The organism is Mediterraneibacter glycyrrhizinilyticus, assembly GCF_015560805.1.
Classification (GTDB): domain Bacteria; phylum Bacillota; class Clostridia; order Lachnospirales; family Lachnospiraceae; genus Schaedlerella; species Schaedlerella glycyrrhizinilytica_A.
The window spans coordinates 12,217-29,391 of the sequence record NZ_JADMSO010000011.1 but is presented as its reverse complement, the minus strand read 5'-3'; the positions used below and the strand labels follow the sequence as shown (position 1 = coordinate 29,391).

Genomic DNA, 17,175 nt, shown 5'->3' with positions numbered 1-17,175 from the left:
ATGAAAGAAGAGGAGGAAAAAAGAATGGACTATATCAATGCATTTTGGGTGGGAGGTCTGATCTGCGCGCTTGTGCAGATCCTTTTGGACCGGACGAAGCTGATGCCGGGGCGGATCATGGTACTGCTTGTCTGCAGCGGCGCGGTGCTCGGATTTTTAAATATCTATCAGCCGTTTCAGGAGGTGGCGGGAGCAGGTGCGAGCGTCCCGCTGCTCGGGTTTGGAAACGTGCTCTGGAACGGCGTCAAAGAGGCGGTGGATAAAAGCGGATTTTTAGGCATTTTTCAAGGAGGATTCAAAGCCAGCGCGGTGGGGATCAGCGCGGCGCTTATCTTCGGCTATGCGGCGTCGTTTGTTTTTGAGCCGCATATGAAAAAATAGTTGTTTTTTGTCGATGATAATGGTATCGTAAAGGGGATAGAGATGTGATATATGGGAGGATGCGTAATGGATTACGTTGGTATTATTATCCCCTTTGTAGGGGGGCTCGGGATGTTCATCTACGGGATGCAGATCATGGCGCAGGGATTGGAGAATGCAGCCGGCAGCCGGATGAAGACCTTATTGGAAGCTCTGACGAGAAATAAGCTGATGGGAGTGCTTCTCGGTGCGCTGATCACGGCAGTGATCCAGAGTTCATCGGCAACGACAGTCATGGTCGTCGGTTTTGTCAATGCCGGGATCATGAATTTAAGCCAGGCGATGGGCGTGATCATGGGCGCCAACATCGGTACGACCGTGACCGGATGGCTCGTATCCAGTGTGGAGTGGGCGAAGTTCTTAAGTCCGGGCAATCTGGCACCGATCGCGATCATGGCAGGTGTGATCGTGATGCTGACCGGAAAGAGACGTTCAACAAAAGATGTTTCCAGCATTATCATCGGATTCGGTCTTTTGTTTGTCGGAATTACAACGATGTCATCTGCGGTAGCGCCGCTTCAGGAGTCGGAGATGTTCCGCAGCCTGTTCGTGACATTGGGACACAATCCGTTCCTCGGAATCCTTGCGGGCGCAGGCGTGACGGCGATCATCCAGAGTTCATCGGCGTCGGTCGGAATCCTGCAGAGTCTTGCGGCAGCGGGACTGGTTCCGTTTAATGCGGCTGTCTACATCATCATGGGACAGAACATCGGTACTTGTGTGACCGCGATCATGTCCAGTATCGGTGCGAAGAAGAATGCGAAGACCGCGGCGATCATGCATCTGTTGTTTAATATTATCGGAACGATCATTTTCAGCATTGCGGCGATCGTGATGTTCAAAGTATTCTTTGTGGAAATGGGCGCCGGAATGATCACACAGACCGAGATCAGTCTGGTCCATACGATTTTCAATATCGGAACGACGGTTCTTTTGTTCCCGTTCTCCGATATGATCATCAAGCTGGCGAAGAAGCTCGAGAAAGAAGACGACAGCGAGAAAGACGAGAGCCGTGTTCTGTTGGACGAGCGTATGATGGAGACGCCGGGAATCGCCCTGCAGTCAGCAGTCAGCGAAGTGATGCGTATGGGAAGTATCGTTATGCGTACGATGGACAAGGCGAGAGAAGTCATGTTCACGAAAGACTATCAGCAGATCCTCGAGATCAAAGAGGAAGAGCAGACCGTGGACCGGCTTTGCAGCGGGATCAACAATTATGTGATCAAATTAAGCTCCCTGTCGCTCAATGAAAAAGAGCATCAGCATGTGGCGAGCATTCTGCAGATCCTTTCGGATATCGAACGGGTAAGCGATTACTGTGAGAATATTTCCGAATTTGCGGAGACGCTGACCGAGCGTAAAGCGGTATTTACCGAGATCGGTACAAAAGAGATGCGCGAGATGATCGAGACTTGTGCGGACAGTTTCAAGTATGCGGTCGAGGCATTTACGGAGAACGATAAGGATAAGGCGATGAAAGTCATCGAGAAAGAAAGTCAGGCGGACGATCTGGAGATCCGTCTCAGAACGGAACATATGAAGCGTCTTGCCAATAATCAGTGTAATACAGACGCGGGAATCGTTTACCTTGACGCGCTTGTGGCGCTGGAACGTATCTCGGATCATTCGCGGAACATTGCGGAGGAAGTGCTGACGGCATACTGACCCTGATATGTAAAAGAAGTGAAAACGGATGGGATTTTCCAAAGAAAAGGAAAGTTCCGTCCGTTTTTTGTATAGGCGACGAGCCAAAGTCCGGGCTTGCCCGGGGCCTTGGCGACCGCTTACAATCCCGGAATGTGCCTTTTGGCACTTCCGGTGATTGTGTAAAAAAATCTTTACATACATTTAACAAAGAGCAGATTTTACATTTTACATGAGTTCTTTATGATAACTACTGTGCTGATAAACAAGAAAAACACAAAAGACACAACAATATGGAAAGTAAAGGAGATTTGTGTGAAATGAAAATGAAAAAGTTAATTGCGGTTTTATCAATGGTAAGTATGGTGGCAGTTGCAGCGGCAGGATGTGGAAACGGAAGCGATGAGCAGGCGGCTGATACAACAGAGACAAAAGCGGAAGCGAACACAGAGGATACAAAAGAAGCAGGCGCAGAAGCGGGAGACTGGGATTCTTCCAGCGACATTACGATCGTTTCCCGTGAGGACGGTTCCGGTACAAGAGGCGCGTTCATCGAATTGTTTGGAATCCAGGAGGAAATGGACGGAGAGAAAGTGGACATGACGACCGAGGAAGCGCAGATCACAAACAGCACTTCCGTTATGATGACGACGGTTGCCGGAGACGAATATGCGATCGGCTATATTTCACTCGGATCTCTCGACGAATCGGTGAAAGCACTGAAGATCGACGGTGCGGAGGCGACAGCCGAAAACGTGAAATCCGGCGATTACAAAGTATCCAGACCGTTTAATATCGCAACGAAAAAAGATCTGGACAATGAAGTGGCAAAAGATTTTATCAATTATATCATGAGTGCAGAGGGACAGAAAGTTGTAGAAGATAACGGATACATTGCGGTTGAGGGTGCGGAAGCATTCGAGGGAACACAGCCGTCCGGAAAAGCGGTTGTAGGCGGATCTTCTTCCGTATCGCCTGTTATGGAGAAACTGGCAGAGGCATACAAAGAGGTAAATCCGAACGCAGAGATCGAACTGCAGACAACGGACTCCACAACAGGTATGACGTCTGCGATCGACGGAAGCTATGACATCGGAATGGCATCCCGTGAACTGAAAGAGGAAGAAATCGCAGAGCTTGATGCAAAAGTGATCGCAACCGACGGAATCGCAGTGATCGTGAACAACAACAACGCGATGGACGAGCTGAGCAGCGATCAGGTCAAAGCGATCTACACAGGCGAAGCTCTTACATGGGATGAGGTAGTCGAGTGAAATGAAATCAAAAGCATGGACTGAAAAATTCATGCAGGGAGTCTTCTTTATTGCCGCCTGCGCCTCGGTGCTGGCGGTAGCTCTCATTTGTATCTTTCTTTTTGCAAATGGAGTCCCTGCGATGAAAGAGATTGGATTTGTAAAATTTATCACCGGAGAAATGTGGAAACCGAACAACAAGATTTTCGGGATCCTGCCGATGATCGTCGGAAGTATTTATGTGACGGCGGGAGCGATTCTGATCGGTGTGCCGATCGGAATACTGACGTCTGTTTTTATGGCGATGTACTGTCCGAAACGGATTTATAAACCGCTGAAAGCGGCAACCGAACTTCTCGCAGGGATTCCGTCGGTTGTGTACGGATTTTTCGGACTTGTCGTGCTGGTTCCGGCAATGCGTGATTTCGGTAAAATGCTGCACAATGCGTTCCCGGCGCTGTTTCCATCCGGGGGGAACGGAAACAGTATGCTGACCGCATCGGTCCTGCTCGGCATGATGATCCTGCCGACGATCATCGGAACGACCGAAGCGGCGATCCGCGCCGTGCCGACCCATTATTATGAGGGATCTCTCGCGCTGGGAGCGACCCATGAAAGAAGTATCTTCCGGATCGTGATCCCGGCAGCCAAATCCGGTGTGATCGCGGGGATCGTACTCGGCATCGGGCGCGCGATCGGCGAGACGATGGCGGTGATCATGGTAGCCGGAAATCAGGCGAGAATGCCGGTTGGTATCTTAAAAGGCGTGCGGACACTGACTGCAAATATCGTGATCGAAATGGGATATGCGACCGATCTGCACCGGGAGGCGCTGATCGCGACCGGCGTGGTACTGTTTGTATTTATTCTGATCATTAATTTCAGCGTAGCGCTGTTGAACAGGAGGAGCGGACGTGAGTAATCGAAATACGTTAAAGCAAAAAATGAAAAATTACCTGAATCATCCGGGCTCTCTGATCATGATGCTGCTTGTGATGTTCGGAGCGATCCTGACATTTCTTGTACTGATTTTTCTGATCGTTTACATTCTGGTACATGGAGTTCCGTACTTAAAGCCGTCGTTGTTCTCTCTGCATTACACGTCGGAGAACGCTTCGCTAATGCCGGCGCTGATCAACACGGTCATTATGACGGGACTGTCGCTTTTGATCGCTGTGCCGCTGGGGATTTTTGCGGCGATCTTTCTTGTGGAATATGCCAAACGCGGCAATAAATTCATGGGAGTGATCCGACTGACAACGGAGACGCTTTCCGGAATCCCGTCTATCGTGTACGGGCTGTTCGGAATGTTGTTTTTTGTCAATACGCTGGGCTGGGGATTTTCCCTGCTGGCAGGAGCGTTCACCTTGTCGATTATGATTCTTCCGCTGATCATGCGTCAGACCGAGGAGTCTCTGAAATCGGTTCCGGATTCTTACCGGGAGGGAAGTTTCGGGCTGGGAGCGGGAAAACTGCGCACCGTATTTCGGATCGTGCTTCCGTCTGCCGTACCGGGAATCTTGGCGGGCGTCATTCTGGCGATCGGGCGGATCGTCGGGGAGACAGCGGCATTGATGTACACGGCTGGAACCGTGGCGAAAGTACCGTCCAGCGTGATGGGATCCGGGCGGACATTGGCTGTACATATGTATAATCTCGCAAGCGAGGGACTCTACATGGATCAGGCGTATGCGACGGCCGTGGTACTGCTCGTCCTTGTTGTAGGGATCAATACCCTTTCGGGTGTCATTGCAAAACGCCTGACAAAAGCATAACGGACAGAGAACGGAACAGATGAAAGACAGAAAAAGAGAGGATGGAAACATGTCAAAGATAAGCATCAGAAATCTGGACTTATATTATAGTGATTTTAAAGCCCTGAAAGATGTCAGCCTTGAAATAGAGGAAAATAAGATCACCGCGTTTATCGGACCAAGCGGGTGCGGAAAATCCACGCTGTTAAAATCGATCAACCGGATGAACGATCTTGTGGAGGGATGCCGGATCGAGGGGCAGATTTTGTTGGACGGACAGGATATTTTTAAAAATATGGACGTCAACTTATTAAGAAAACGGGTGGGAATGGTGTTCCAGAAACCGAATCCGTTCCCGATGAGTATTTATGATAATGTGGCGTATGGACCACGCACCCATGGGATCCGTTCCAAAGCAAAACTGGATGAGATCGTGGAGCGGTCGCTTCGCAATGCGGCAATCTGGGATGAGTGTAAGGATCGTCTGAAAAAGAGCGCGCTTGGGATGTCCGGCGGACAGCAGCAGCGTCTTTGTATTGCGAGAGCGCTTGCGGTGGAACCGGAGGTGCTTCTGATGGATGAACCGACATCCGCGCTGGATCCGATCTCCACATCGAAGATAGAAGACCTTGCGATGGAGCTGAAAAAAGACTATACTATTGTCATGGTCACGCATAATATGCAGCAGGCAGTCCGCGTATCAGACAATACCGCTTTTTTCCTGCTCGGCGAGGTAGTGGAGTACAACGATACGGAGAAATTATTTTCGATCCCGGCGGACAAGCGGACAGAAGATTATATTACAGGGAGGTTTGGCTGATTTATGCGGAACAGATTTGACAGACAATTACAGATTTTGGATGAGCAGCTTACTCATATGGGCGAACTTTGTGAGGTCGCGATCGCGAATGCGACGAAAGCGCTCCGAGAGGGGGATGCAAAGCAGGCGCGGGCAGTGATGTCCGCAGACGAGGAGATCGATCAGATGGAGAAAGACATCGAGCGGCTTTGTCTGAAACTGCTTTTGCAGCAGCAGCCGGTGGCAAAGGATCTCAGGAGGATTTCCGCGGCGCTCAAGATGATCACGGACATGGAGCGTATCGGGGATCAGACGTCGGATATTGCGGAGATCGTACTTTCCTCCAACGGATATTCCGAGGATGAACTTGTGACGATCGGCGTGATGGCAGGGGAAGTCAGCAAGATGGTGCGCGACAGTGTCAACGCGTATGTATCCAAAGATCTGGAACTTGCAAAGAATGTGATCCTGGAAGACGATGCGGTGGATACCTGCTTTGAGGAAGTCAAGGAGCAGATGATCGCCTATATCAAGGAAGAAAAAGGTCAGAGAGGCAAGCAGATCTTCGATCTGATCATGGTGACCAAGTATCTGGAACGAATCGGGGACCATGCGACAAACATTGCGGAGTGGGTGGAATTTTCCATTACGGGCGTGCACCGCAACAATGCAATGCTGATGAAAGAAGACTAGGACGTTTGCCCAAAGGGACGGCGAAATGCACAAAGCAGGAGTAAATGGATAAAGGAGCTTAAAAAATGATCTATTGCGTAGAAGATGACGACAATATCCGGGAACTGGTGATCTATACATTGGAGACAACGGGGCTGAAAGCGAAAGGATTTGCGGAGGGAGCAGAATTTATGGAGGCGCTGGCATTTGATACGCCGGAATTGATCTTGCTTGATATCATGCTTCCGGGGGAGGATGGTCTGGCAATTCTGCGCAAGCTGAAAAGTTCTTCGAAGACAAAGGACATCCCGGTGATCATGGTTACGGCGAAAGGTACCGAATATGATAAAGTGATCGGTCTGGATTCCGGAGCGGACGACTATGTGACAAAGCCGTTCGGAATGATGGAACTGGTATCGCGGATCAAAGCCGTGCTCCGCCGTTCCGGTCAGACGGCAGATAAGGCGGATTTGGAGATCGACGGTGTGAAGATGAATGTGAAAAAGCATGAAGTAACGGTAGACGGTCAGACCGTAACCTTGACATTGAAAGAATACGAGCTGCTGGAGCGGCTGATGCGTAACCGGAATATCGTGCTGACAAGAGATCAGCTTCTGGAAGATATATGGGGGTATGATTTTGACGGAGAGACCCGTACCGTAGATGTACATGTGCGGACGCTCCGTCACAAATTGGGAGAAAAAGGCGCGATCATCGAGACCGTGCGCGGTGTCGGTTATCGGATCGGAGAAGCGTATGAGAGCTAGAATACAGAAAACAATGGTGCTAATCCTCGGATTGGCACTGCTTCTTTCTTATGGATTTTTTTCGTTTATTGTCTATTATCAGAATTTAAGCCTACTCAAATCCGAGGTGAAGCAGGAAGCGCGTTATATCCGGACTGCCGTGGACATTGTCGGTTCGGATTATTTGGAACGTCTGGATAATGTAGAAGTGAATACGCGGGTGACACGGATCGGGGCGGACGGAACCGTGCTTTATGATTCCGGAGGAGACGAGCGCCTTTTGGAAAATCACAAAGGCAGAGAGGAAGTAAAGCAGGCGCTTGCTTCCGGAGAGGGCGAGATCACGAGAATGTCGGATACACGGGACCGGGAGATGTATTATTATGCGACGATGCTGGACGACGGAACCGTACTTCGCGTGTCTAAGAATATGGAGAGCCTTGCGGGAACAGCGTTTCGGATGCTTCCGGTCATGTTTTTGATCGCGGCAGTGATGATCCTGCTCACGGTCATTCTTGCAAGCTGGCAGACACGCAGGCTGATCAAACCGATCAACGAACTGGATATCGAACATCCGCTGGACAATATGGTATATGAGGAACTGACTCCGCTTTTGACTGCGATGGATCAGAGCAACCGGGAAAAAGAGGAAGTCTCGAATATGAGAAAAGAGTTTTCGGCAAATGTTTCCCACGAGCTGAAGACGCCGCTGACCTCCATCTCCGGTTATGCGGAGATCATGAAAAACGGGCTCGTAAGACCGCAGGATATTCCGAACTTTTCCGAGCGCATATATAAGGAAGCGCGACGTCTGATCACACTGGTCGAGGATATCATCAAATTATCGAAGCTGGATGAGGAGTCGGTGGAACTGGAAAAAGAAGACGTGGAGTTGTATGGACTTTGCAGAGAGATCGTAAGCCGCCTGTCGCCGCAGGCAAATGCGCGCCGTGTTCAGGTGAGCGTGCAGGGAGAGCAGGTCGTTTACCGTGGAATCCGGCAGATCCTGGATGAGATGATCTATAATATCTGTGAGAATGCGATCAAGTATAACAATGAGGGCGGACGTGTGGTCGTCTGGTGCGGAAAAACTCTGAACGGAGCAAAGATCAGTGTGACAGACAACGGGATCGGGATTCCGGAGGAACATCTGGACCGGATTTTTGAACGTTTTTACCGGGTCGACAAAAGTCATTCCAAAGAACGGGGCGGAACCGGGCTTGGCTTGTCCATTGTCAAACACGGCGCGATCCTGCACGGGGCAAACGTACAGGTGGAGAGCAAGGTCGGAGAGGGAACGCGGATCGATATCTTATTTTAGACCGCAGATCAGAGGTAAGAATGAAGTGGATAAGCGTGAAGTGATTCAAACTTTCATTGACAAACAGAACCTGAATCGGTATGATGTTCTGATATAGAGAAATCTCTGCAGCCAATTTAGAAAAAGCAGCGGATTTGTCGGTGATACAAAGGAGGAAATAGTTTGAATTACACAGCGTATGATCTGTTGTGGTTTTTCCTGATTTACAGTGTCCTCGGATGGGGCGTCGGAACAGCGGCAGCGGCGATCAGAAAAAGAAAATTTATCGACGTAGGTTTTTTATACGGTCCATGGTGTCCGGCATACGGATTCGGGGGGATCGCCTTTGCGGTACTTTTAACGGAACTGCGGAATGATCTGCCGTTTTTATTCTTAGGCGGTATGGTTGTGGCGTTTATTGTCACATATATGACGGGGGGAATATTGGAATATGTGTTCCACCGCAAATGGTGGGATTATTCGCGGAAGCGGTTTCAGTTCGGCGGACGCGTCAATCTGCCTTATGTGGTTGTGTGGGGCGTGGCCGCGGTCGGAAGTATCTGCTTTTTCAATCCGCTTTTAATGCGCGGGATCGCGATGCTGCCGCGCTGGGCAGGCGATATTTTACTGCCGGTCATTTATGTGGTGCTGTTTCTGGATTTTGTCGGAACGGTCAGCGGTGTGCTGGCAGCCAAATCCAAACTCCGGAAAAACGGGCTGGTAGGCACGGTTTCCGAGAGTCTCCAAAAACAGGCAGATTTCTTAGGTGAAGGTCTGACTGGATTTGTCCTGCGGCATTTCGGAAATCGTTATCCGGAACTGAAGATCGAGAAGCTTTTGGAAGCGGAACTGGAACGGGAGAAACGGCTGGAAGAAGAGAAAGAAAAAGCCGGCAGATTTGCGGTCGGTTGCGGATTTTACAAACTGGTCAGTCTGTTTTTTATCGGCGCATTTCTGGGGGATGTGACCGAGACGATCTTCTGTCTTGTGACAAGCGGTCGGCTGATGAGCCGGAGCAGTGTGGTCTACGGACCGTTCAGTATCGTATGGGGGCTCGGAGCCGTTTTTCTGACGATGATCCTTTATCAGTACCGCAATAAAAGCGACAGTTTTATCTTTGTGTTCGGAACCGTGCTGGGCGGTGCATATGAATACGCCTGTAGCGTATTTACCGAGCTGGTGTTCGGAACCGTATTCTGGGATTACAGTAAGATCCCGTTCAATCTTGGCGGCAGGATCAACTTGCTGTACTGTTTTTTCTGGGGAATCGCGGCGGTTGTATGGATGCGCGTTTTGTATCCGAGACTGTCGGACTGGATCGAAAAGATTCCGAAGAAAGCCGGAGAAACCGCTACATGGATCTTAGTCGTTTTTATGATATTCAATATCCTGATGTCGGGAATGGCGCTGGGACGATATACCGAACGCCATACCGGAGAAAAGAAAGCGGGAAATGCAGTCGAAGAATTTCTTGACGATCATTTCCCGGATGAACGGATGGAGAGGATCTATCCGAATGCAAAAGTAGTAGAATAATCACATTCGGCGTTTCCGTTTAGGATCATGGCTTTGCCGTCCGTGCGGGAACGCCGAATTCTGCTTTATAAGCTCTCGCAAACGTCGTATAATCCCGGAATCCGGATGAAAAACAGGCTTCCGTTACATTCATGCCGGAGGCAATGGAATCCCGGGCGAGCAAAAGCCGGCGATAAGTGATATAACTTCCGATCGTGTATCCGGTTTCGGATTTGAAAAGGCGCATCATGTGATATTTGCTGAGATAGAAAGTCTGCGCCAGAAAATCAATGGGGAGGGGTTCCGTCAGATGGGAGTTGATATAATTTAAGATCTCTACGATCTTCGGATTGGCCAGACCACGATCCAGATAGCCGATCCTGCGGTTTTGGACCGCACGGTTCAGTTGGATCATAAATTCCAGAAATAAAGTCTGCCTGTACAGTCCGGAAGCATAGCCTGTGTCTTCAAAGGAATGTTCCAGCCGGTGGATCGCGTGCAGGAGCGCACTCTTTTCCGGGGAGGGGATGCGCAGTACATGGGAATGCTTTGTCTTTGCGCGAAGAAAGCAGTCGCTCAGATCATACTCGTCTGTCCGATAGGTTTCCATGAATCCCGGTGAAATGTAGACGATGATCCGTTCGTAGGGGACGGAAGCATCCGTTTCCACCCGATGGATATCGTTCCGGTTGACGAGCACAATGTCGTAAGGCTCCAGTTCATAACATGTTCCCTCTATATAATAACGCACGTTTCCTTTCAGAAAAATAGTGATCTTGTGAAATTCATGATAATGAAATTCAAATTCATTTGCCAGTTGATCTTTGAGATGAAAAATGCGGAAATCGCTGTTGAGATAGCCGCGTTTGCCGTATTCTTCGGTCGGGTATCTTTCCGACATGAGCAATGGTCTCCTTTCTTGGCATGTAAATCAGGTTTCATTTTTAATATACAGCATTATTTGCAATATAAAAAGCACTTTATATATATTTCTGACAAAAAATGCCTGATATAATAAAAGAAACCATTCATATAATAAAGAAGAGATTTATGGAAAAAGAACGGAATGCAGGCGCAAGGAGGTCATATCATGAAGATGGTGTTGGAACGGTATCATGGACTGGGAAATGATTATCTGGTATTTGATCCGAATAAAAATGAGCTGGAGCTGAACCCAAAGAATGTATCGATGCTTTGTAACCGGAATATGGGACTTGGATCGGACGGTATTCTGGAGGGACCGATTCTCGGTGAAAAACATATGGCGGTGCGGATCTGGAATCCGGACGGAAGCATTGCACAAAAGAGTGGAAACGGCGTCCGCATTTTTGCGAAATATTTGAAAGATGCGGGATATGTACAAAAGAAAAAATACGAGCTTTTGACGGACGGCGGGGAAGTGGAGATCACTTATCTCAATGAAGACGGAAGCAGGCTTCGTGTGTCGATGGGAAAACTTTCGTTCTGGAGCGATGAGGTTCCGGTGACGGGAGAGCGCCGCGAAGTGATCAATGAAGATATGGTATTCGGTAACACACTCTATCCGGCAACATGTGTGTCTGTGGGAAATCCGCACTGTGTGATCCCGATGCGTGAGATTTCCAAACCGCTTGTATGCAAGATCGGAAACTTTTCCGAGATGGCGAGATATTTTCCGGAGCGTGTGAATACAGAGATCATGCGTGTGGACGATGAGAATCAGATCTCGATCGAGACGTATGAGCGCGGAGCAGGATATACGATGGCGACCGGGACCGGAGCCTGTGCGGCTGCGGCGGTGGCGTACAAACTCGGGATGACCGGGAATAAAGTGGTCGTGCATATGCCGGGCGGCGACCTGCAGGTGGAAATTGATGAGGACTGGCAGGCATATATGACCGGAGATGTGTTCTATGTGGCGAAAGTGACGCTGAGCAGTGAATTTGCGGAAAAACTGCGCGCATTATAATGTGAGAAGAGAATCGTGAGAGAATCAAAAGGTCTGTATATCGGCAAAGCTGCGGGGACAACATGAAAAATCCCGTGGAGCCGGTATACAGGCTTTTTGTCTGTGAAGTGATATGGGGGCTTCTTTCACTCTGTGCTTGCGTGGGGCGGTGGATTGTGCTATGATACCTATAACAGTGTCGGCAGTTTCCGCCCGGATAAAGTTTTCGAGGGAACGGCGCTGTACAAAGGAGAAGATGTTATGTTGATAGAGGTTGATTTTAACAGCAGCGAGGCTATTTATATCCAGCTTCGCAACCAGATCATTCTTGGGATCGCCACATCTACGATACAGGAGGGCGATTCGCTTCCGTCTGTGCGCCAGCTGGCTGAGACAGTCGGTGTGAACATGCATACAGTGAACAAAGCATATAATGTGCTTAAGCAGGAGGGCTTTATCAGTCTTGACAAGAGACGGGGAGCGGTGATCGCGTTGGATGCCGATAAGCTGAAAGCGTTGGAGGAGATGCGTGAACAGCTTCGGATCATTCTTGCAAAAGGATGCTGCAAGAATATTACCAGAGAGGAAGTGCACGAACTGGTGGACGAGATCTTTGAGGAATACGGAGCTCTCGTATGACAGAAATAGGAAAACAGGAGATAGAATTTATGCAGAATCGTTATACAAAGCAGGCGGAGGGAGCGATCCGATATGCGGCGGCTTCGGCAAAGAAGCTGAGACATCCGTACATCGGAACGGAGCATCTGCTGCTTGGACTTCGGAAAGAGTATACAGGTGTGGCAGGGCAGGTACTGGCACAGCATGGTGTGGATGAAGAAAAGATCCTGAAGCTGATGGATGAACTGATCGCACCGGAAGAGGAGGGCATACAGGGAAAACGACCGAAAGAAAGCCCACGGTTTCACTATATTATGGAGGACAGCGCCAGGGAAGCCGGACATTTTCATATGAAAGAGATCGGAACGGAGCATATCCTGATGGCGATCATACGGGATGTGGAATGTGTGGCTGCCCGGATCCTGATCACACTCAACATCAATTTGCAGAAAGTATTTCAGGATATTTTGTATGCGGCGGGGATCGATCCGAAAGAGTACCAGGATGAGATTCAGGAGGAGAGCCGGGGCAGGGGCGGCGCGTTAGAGCAGTTCTGCCATGATCTGACGGCGGCTGCCGAGAACGGAAAGCTGGATCCGATCGTCGGGAGAGAAGAAGAGATCTTCCGTCTGATGCAGGTTTTGAGCCGCAGGACGAAGAACAATCCATGTCTTGTCGGCGAACCGGGAGTCGGAAAGACAGCTATTTTGGAGGGACTCGCACAGCGTATTGCGATCGGAGCGGTTCCGGAAAGCATGCGGGGCAAACGCATTTATACATTGGATCTGGCAGGGCTGATCGCAGGCTCCAAATACCGCGGGGAATTTGAAGAGCGGATGAAGCGGCTGATCACAGAAGTGGAATCGGATCCGGATGTGATCCTGTTCATGGATGAGCTGCATACGATGATCGGCGCAGGAGGCGCGGAGGGAGCGATGGATGCGTCCGGCATTTTGAAACCGGCGCTTTCCAGAGGAGAACTGCGTCTGATCGGTGCGACGACGATTGCAGAATACCGCAAATATATCGAGAAAGATGCGGCTCTGGAGCGGAGATTCCAGCCGATCACGGTGGAAGAACCGACGAAAGAAGAGTGTACTGCGATTTTAGAGGGATTGAAAACACGGTATGAAGCACATCACCATGTGATGATCCAAGATGAGGCTGTCCGGGCTGCCGTGGAGTTATCGGAACGATATATCACCGACCGGAACCTGCCGGACAAGGCGATCGACGTGCTGGACGAGGCTTGTTCCAAAGTGGGACTGAAAGGCTATCAGGCTCCGGAACAACTGATGCAGCTGGAAGATCTGATCAAATCACTGATCCGGCAGAAAGAGGACTGCATCCGCGAGGGGAATTTCACCGAGGCGGCGCTGCTTCAGAAAGAGCAGGAAGAGGCATTGAAGAAATTCCGGAACCAAAAGAAACGTCTTGAAAAAAAGAACCGGTCGGCACATCCGGAGGTGGGAGCATCCGAGATCGCGGAAGTTGTTTCCGCATGGACAAAGATTCCGGTGCAGAAACTGGAGGAAAGCGACGCACAGCGTCTGCAGAAATTGGAAAAGACGCTTCACAGACGCGTCATCGGGCAGGAAGAGGCAGTCAGCGCCGTTGCGCGGGCAGTCAAGCGCGGACGCGTCGGATTGAAAGATCCGAGACGGCCGATCGGTTCATTCTTATTCCTTGGACCGACAGGAGTCGGAAAGACCGAATTATCCAAGGCGCTTGCTGAGACACTTTTCGGAAGAGAAGATTCGATGATCCGGGTCGACATGTCCGAATATATGGAGAAACATTCGGTGGCGAAGATGATCGGATCTCCTCCGGGATATGTGGGACATGAAGAGGGCGGACAGCTCAGCGATCAGGTCAGAACACATCCGTATTCGGTGATCCTGTTTGATGAGATCGAGAAAGCGCATCCGGACGTGTTTAATATCCTCTTACAGGTTCTGGATGACGGACATATCACAGATTCGCAGGGAAGAAAAGTAGATTTCAGCAACACGGTGATCATCATGACTTCCAATGCGGGGGCAAAGGCGATCGTGGAGCCGAAAAAGCTTGGATTTGCGGCAAAGGAAGACACGAAAGCGGATTATGAACGTATGAAGCAGAATGTGATGGAAGAGGTCCGAATGATCTTCCGACCGGAATTTCTGAACCGTATCGACGAGATCATCGTCTTCCATCCGCTTGGCAAGGAACATATGAAGCAGATCGTCAGCCTGTTGTGCAAAGAATTTACCGCAAGGGTCAAAGCACAGTTGGATATAACGCTGCATGTGCGGGATTCCGCGAAAAATCATATCGTGGAAAAAGGAACGGACGCCAAATACGGAGCGAGACCGCTGCGCCGGGCAATACAGACGGAACTGGAAGACAAACTGGCGGAAGCGATCCTGGCAGGTGAGGTTGCGCCGGGACAGCAGGTAGATGTGGGAGTTTCTAAAAAGGAAATTAAATTTTATCCGAAGCAATAATAGCAGTAGAAAAAACGAAAGAATTATTATATACTGTGGATATGCCGAATGAAGATGGCAATTCAAAGTACGCAGGAGGAGTAAAAAGATGGCAACTGTAAAAGAATTATTACGCGCGGAAGAAGACGGAACACTCAGCTTTGGAGATTACACACTGGCATCCAAGACGAAGCTGGACAATTACGAATTTGAGGGCGATCTTTATAAAGTGAAGACATTTTCAGAGATTACGAAGTTGGAGAAGAACGGAATGTTCGTTTATGAGTCTGTACCGGGAAGTGCGGTGGAGAATTTTAAGGAGACAGAAAAAGGGGTATCTTTTCAGGTATCCGCACCGGAAGATGTACAGTTTACTCTGGAACTGGAACCGGAGAGTGAATATGAAGTGCTGATCGACGGAGAATCAGCCGGAAAGATGACGACGAATTTAAGCGGAAAACTGAGCGTGAGCATTGAGTTGAATCCGGATGAGAATGCATCTGTAAATGTTGTAAAATGCTAAAATATAAATAGTAAGCAATACACAGTGAGCAATAAACAGAGGGGACAGAAAGCAGAGCGTTTCTGTTCCCTTTTTCAGCATATTAAAAGGAGAAAGACGTGGCGAAAGGAAAAAAGACAGTTTATTTTTGTCAGAATTGCGGACATGAGGAGACAAAGTGGCTCGGGCAGTGTCCGGCGTGTAAAGAATGGAATACATTTGTGGAAGAGAAAGTGATCGCTTCTTCGGTGACTTCCGGTAGCAGGACGGATCGGGAAATACAGATCGTATCATTGTCAGAGGTGAATGCGGATGATCAGGACCGCATTACAACCGGGATGGCGGAATTGGATCGGGTGCTTGGCGGCGGGATCGTGCCGGGATCGTTGGTTTTGGTGGGCGGTGATCCGGGGATCGGAAAATCAACGCTGCTTTTGCAGGTCTGTCAGAAACTTTCCGAGAACCGTTCGGTGTTATATATTTCCGGGGAGGAATCTCTTTCCCAGATCAAACTCCGTGCAAACCGGATGGGGACGTTTCAGGAAAATTTAAAACTTTTGTGTGAGACGAACCTTGCTGCGATCCGTTCCGTGATCGAGAAAAGGAAGCCGGAACTGGTCATCATAGATTCGATCCAGACGATGTACAGCGAAGAAGTGACATCTGCGCCGGGAAGTGTCTCTCAGGTGCGGGAATCGACGAATGTATTTATGCAGCTTGCAAAAGGCTTGGGGATCACGATCTTCATTGTCGGACATGTGACAAAGGAGGGAACGGTCGCCGGACCGAGAGTGCTGGAACATATGGTGGATACCGTGCTTTATTTCGAGGGCGACCGGCATGCGTCTTACCGGATACTGCGCGGCGTCAAGAACCGGTTTGGATCGACCAATGAGATCGGAGTTTTTGAGATGCGGCAGAATGGTCTTGTGGAAGTAGAAAATCCGTCGGAATATATGCTGAGCGGGAAGCCGGAAAATGCATCGGGTTCGGTGGTGGCTTGTTCGATGGAGGGGACACGTCCGCTTCTGATCGAGATCCAGGCTCTTGTATGTGAGAGTAATTTCGGAATGCCGAGACGGACGGCGACCGGAACCGATTATAACCGCGTCAATCTGTTGATGGCCGTTCTGGAGAAGAGGATCGGTCTGCATCTCGGAAACTGCGACGCATATGTCAATATTGCGGGAGGGATCCGGATGAACGAGCCGGCCATCGATCTGGGAATCGTGATGGCAATCGTATCCAGTTACAAGAATCGTCCGATCGATGAGAAGATGATCGTATTTGGAGAAGTCGGATTAAGCGGCGAGGTGCGTGCGGTCAATATGCCGGAACAGCGTGTCGCCGAGGCGAAGAAACTGGGATTTGAGACATGTGTTGTGCCGGAAGTGTCATTGGATATGGTAAAAGGGATCCGGGGAATCAAAGTGATGGGTGTGAAGAATATCAGTGATGCGATGAACCTGATTTAAAATACAATGGGTGAAGAATTCGAGTGAAAATGTTGAAAAGTTTCGGATCGGGTATTATAATACTTTCTATAACAAAGTACCTTGT

Annotated in this window: 16 protein-coding genes; 15 read left to right on the top strand and 1 reads right to left on the bottom strand. The window is 49.5% G+C overall.

Annotated features, from left to right (window positions below):
* Positions 1–24 precede the first annotated feature (24 nt).
* The 10 genes from I2H87_RS11015 (at position 25) to I2H87_RS10970 (ending at position 10,124) form a co-directional block, all read left to right on the top strand.
* Positions 25–381, top strand: coding sequence for a SpoVA/SpoVAEb family sporulation membrane protein (locus I2H87_RS11015; protein WP_009268873.1), 357 nt, complete (start codon positions 25–27; stop codon positions 379–381).
* Between the two features lie 66 nt (positions 382–447).
* Complete coding sequence (locus tag I2H87_RS11010; protein WP_195609974.1) at positions 448–2,085, top strand: Na/Pi cotransporter family protein; 1,638 nt, start codon at positions 448–450, stop codon at positions 2,083–2,085.
* A gap of 299 nt (positions 2,086–2,384) precedes the next feature.
* On the top strand, positions 2,385–3,338 hold the full coding sequence (locus I2H87_RS11005) for a substrate-binding domain-containing protein (RefSeq protein ID WP_009268871.1): 954 nt from the start codon (positions 2,385–2,387) through the stop codon (positions 3,336–3,338).
* A gap of 1 nt (position 3,339) precedes the next feature.
* Positions 3,340–4,239 (top strand): phosphate ABC transporter permease subunit PstC, encoded by a 900-nt coding sequence (pstC, locus tag I2H87_RS11000; RefSeq protein WP_009268870.1) that lies wholly within the window; start codon positions 3,340–3,342, stop codon positions 4,237–4,239.
* Positions 4,240–4,261: 22 nt separating this feature from the next.
* The gene (gene pstA / locus I2H87_RS10995) at positions 4,262–5,092 is read left to right on the top strand and encodes a phosphate ABC transporter permease PstA (RefSeq protein ID WP_207746089.1); all 831 of its coding nucleotides are present in this window, start codon (positions 4,262–4,264) and stop codon (positions 5,090–5,092) included.
* 49 nt (positions 5,093–5,141) lie between these two features.
* Positions 5,142–5,891 carry a phosphate ABC transporter ATP-binding protein PstB gene (gene pstB / locus I2H87_RS10990; protein WP_243273922.1) on the top strand — a complete coding sequence of 250 codons (750 nt, stop codon included), beginning with the start codon at positions 5,142–5,144 and terminating at the stop codon, positions 5,889–5,891.
* Positions 5,892–5,894: 3 nt separating this feature from the next.
* Complete coding sequence (gene phoU / locus I2H87_RS10985; RefSeq protein ID WP_195609968.1) at positions 5,895–6,563, top strand: phosphate signaling complex protein PhoU; 669 nt, start codon at positions 5,895–5,897, stop codon at positions 6,561–6,563.
* 65 nt (positions 6,564–6,628) lie between these two features.
* A complete protein-coding gene (locus I2H87_RS10980; protein ID WP_195609966.1) occupies positions 6,629–7,309 on the top strand; it encodes a winged helix-turn-helix domain-containing protein in 681 nt (226 codons plus the stop codon).
* Entirely contained in the window at positions 7,299–8,609 is a 1,311-nt protein-coding gene (locus I2H87_RS10975) for a sensor histidine kinase (protein WP_195609965.1), read from the top strand. The genes I2H87_RS10980 and I2H87_RS10975 overlap by 11 nt, the downstream gene beginning before the upstream one ends.
* A 162-nt stretch (positions 8,610–8,771) precedes the next feature.
* A complete protein-coding gene (locus I2H87_RS10970) occupies positions 8,772–10,124 on the top strand; it encodes a putative ABC transporter permease (protein WP_195609963.1) in 1,353 nt (450 codons plus the stop codon).
* Positions 10,125–10,149: 25 nt separating this feature from the next.
* Here the strand turns inward: I2H87_RS10970 and I2H87_RS10965 are convergent, their stop codons facing one another.
* Positions 10,150–11,004: a helix-turn-helix domain-containing protein gene (locus I2H87_RS10965; RefSeq protein ID WP_195609961.1), complete on the bottom strand. Its 855-nt coding sequence runs from the start codon at positions 11,002–11,004 to the stop codon at positions 10,150–10,152.
* Between the two features lie 189 nt (positions 11,005–11,193).
* Here I2H87_RS10965 and dapF point away from each other — a divergent pair, with 189 nt between their 5' ends.
* The 5 genes from dapF to radA all read left to right on the top strand — a co-directional run bounded on the left by dapF (position 11,194) and on the right by radA (position 17,090).
* Positions 11,194–12,051 carry a diaminopimelate epimerase gene (gene dapF / locus I2H87_RS10960; protein WP_022152291.1) on the top strand — a complete coding sequence of 286 codons (858 nt, stop codon included), beginning with the start codon at positions 11,194–11,196 and terminating at the stop codon, positions 12,049–12,051.
* Between the two features lie 240 nt (positions 12,052–12,291).
* Complete coding sequence (locus I2H87_RS10955; RefSeq protein ID WP_195609960.1) at positions 12,292–12,669, top strand: GntR family transcriptional regulator; 378 nt, start codon at positions 12,292–12,294, stop codon at positions 12,667–12,669.
* 29 nt (positions 12,670–12,698) lie between these two features.
* A complete protein-coding gene (locus tag I2H87_RS10950) occupies positions 12,699–15,134 on the top strand; it encodes an ATP-dependent Clp protease ATP-binding subunit (RefSeq protein ID WP_195609958.1) in 2,436 nt (811 codons plus the stop codon).
* A gap of 88 nt (positions 15,135–15,222) precedes the next feature.
* Positions 15,223–15,636 carry a hypothetical protein gene (locus I2H87_RS10945; RefSeq protein ID WP_009268859.1) on the top strand — a complete coding sequence of 138 codons (414 nt, stop codon included), beginning with the start codon at positions 15,223–15,225 and terminating at the stop codon, positions 15,634–15,636.
* Between the two features lie 98 nt (positions 15,637–15,734).
* Positions 15,735–17,090 (top strand): DNA repair protein RadA, encoded by a 1,356-nt coding sequence (gene radA, locus I2H87_RS10940; RefSeq protein WP_195609956.1) that lies wholly within the window; start codon positions 15,735–15,737, stop codon positions 17,088–17,090.
* The last annotated feature ends 85 nt before the right edge of the window (positions 17,091–17,175 follow it).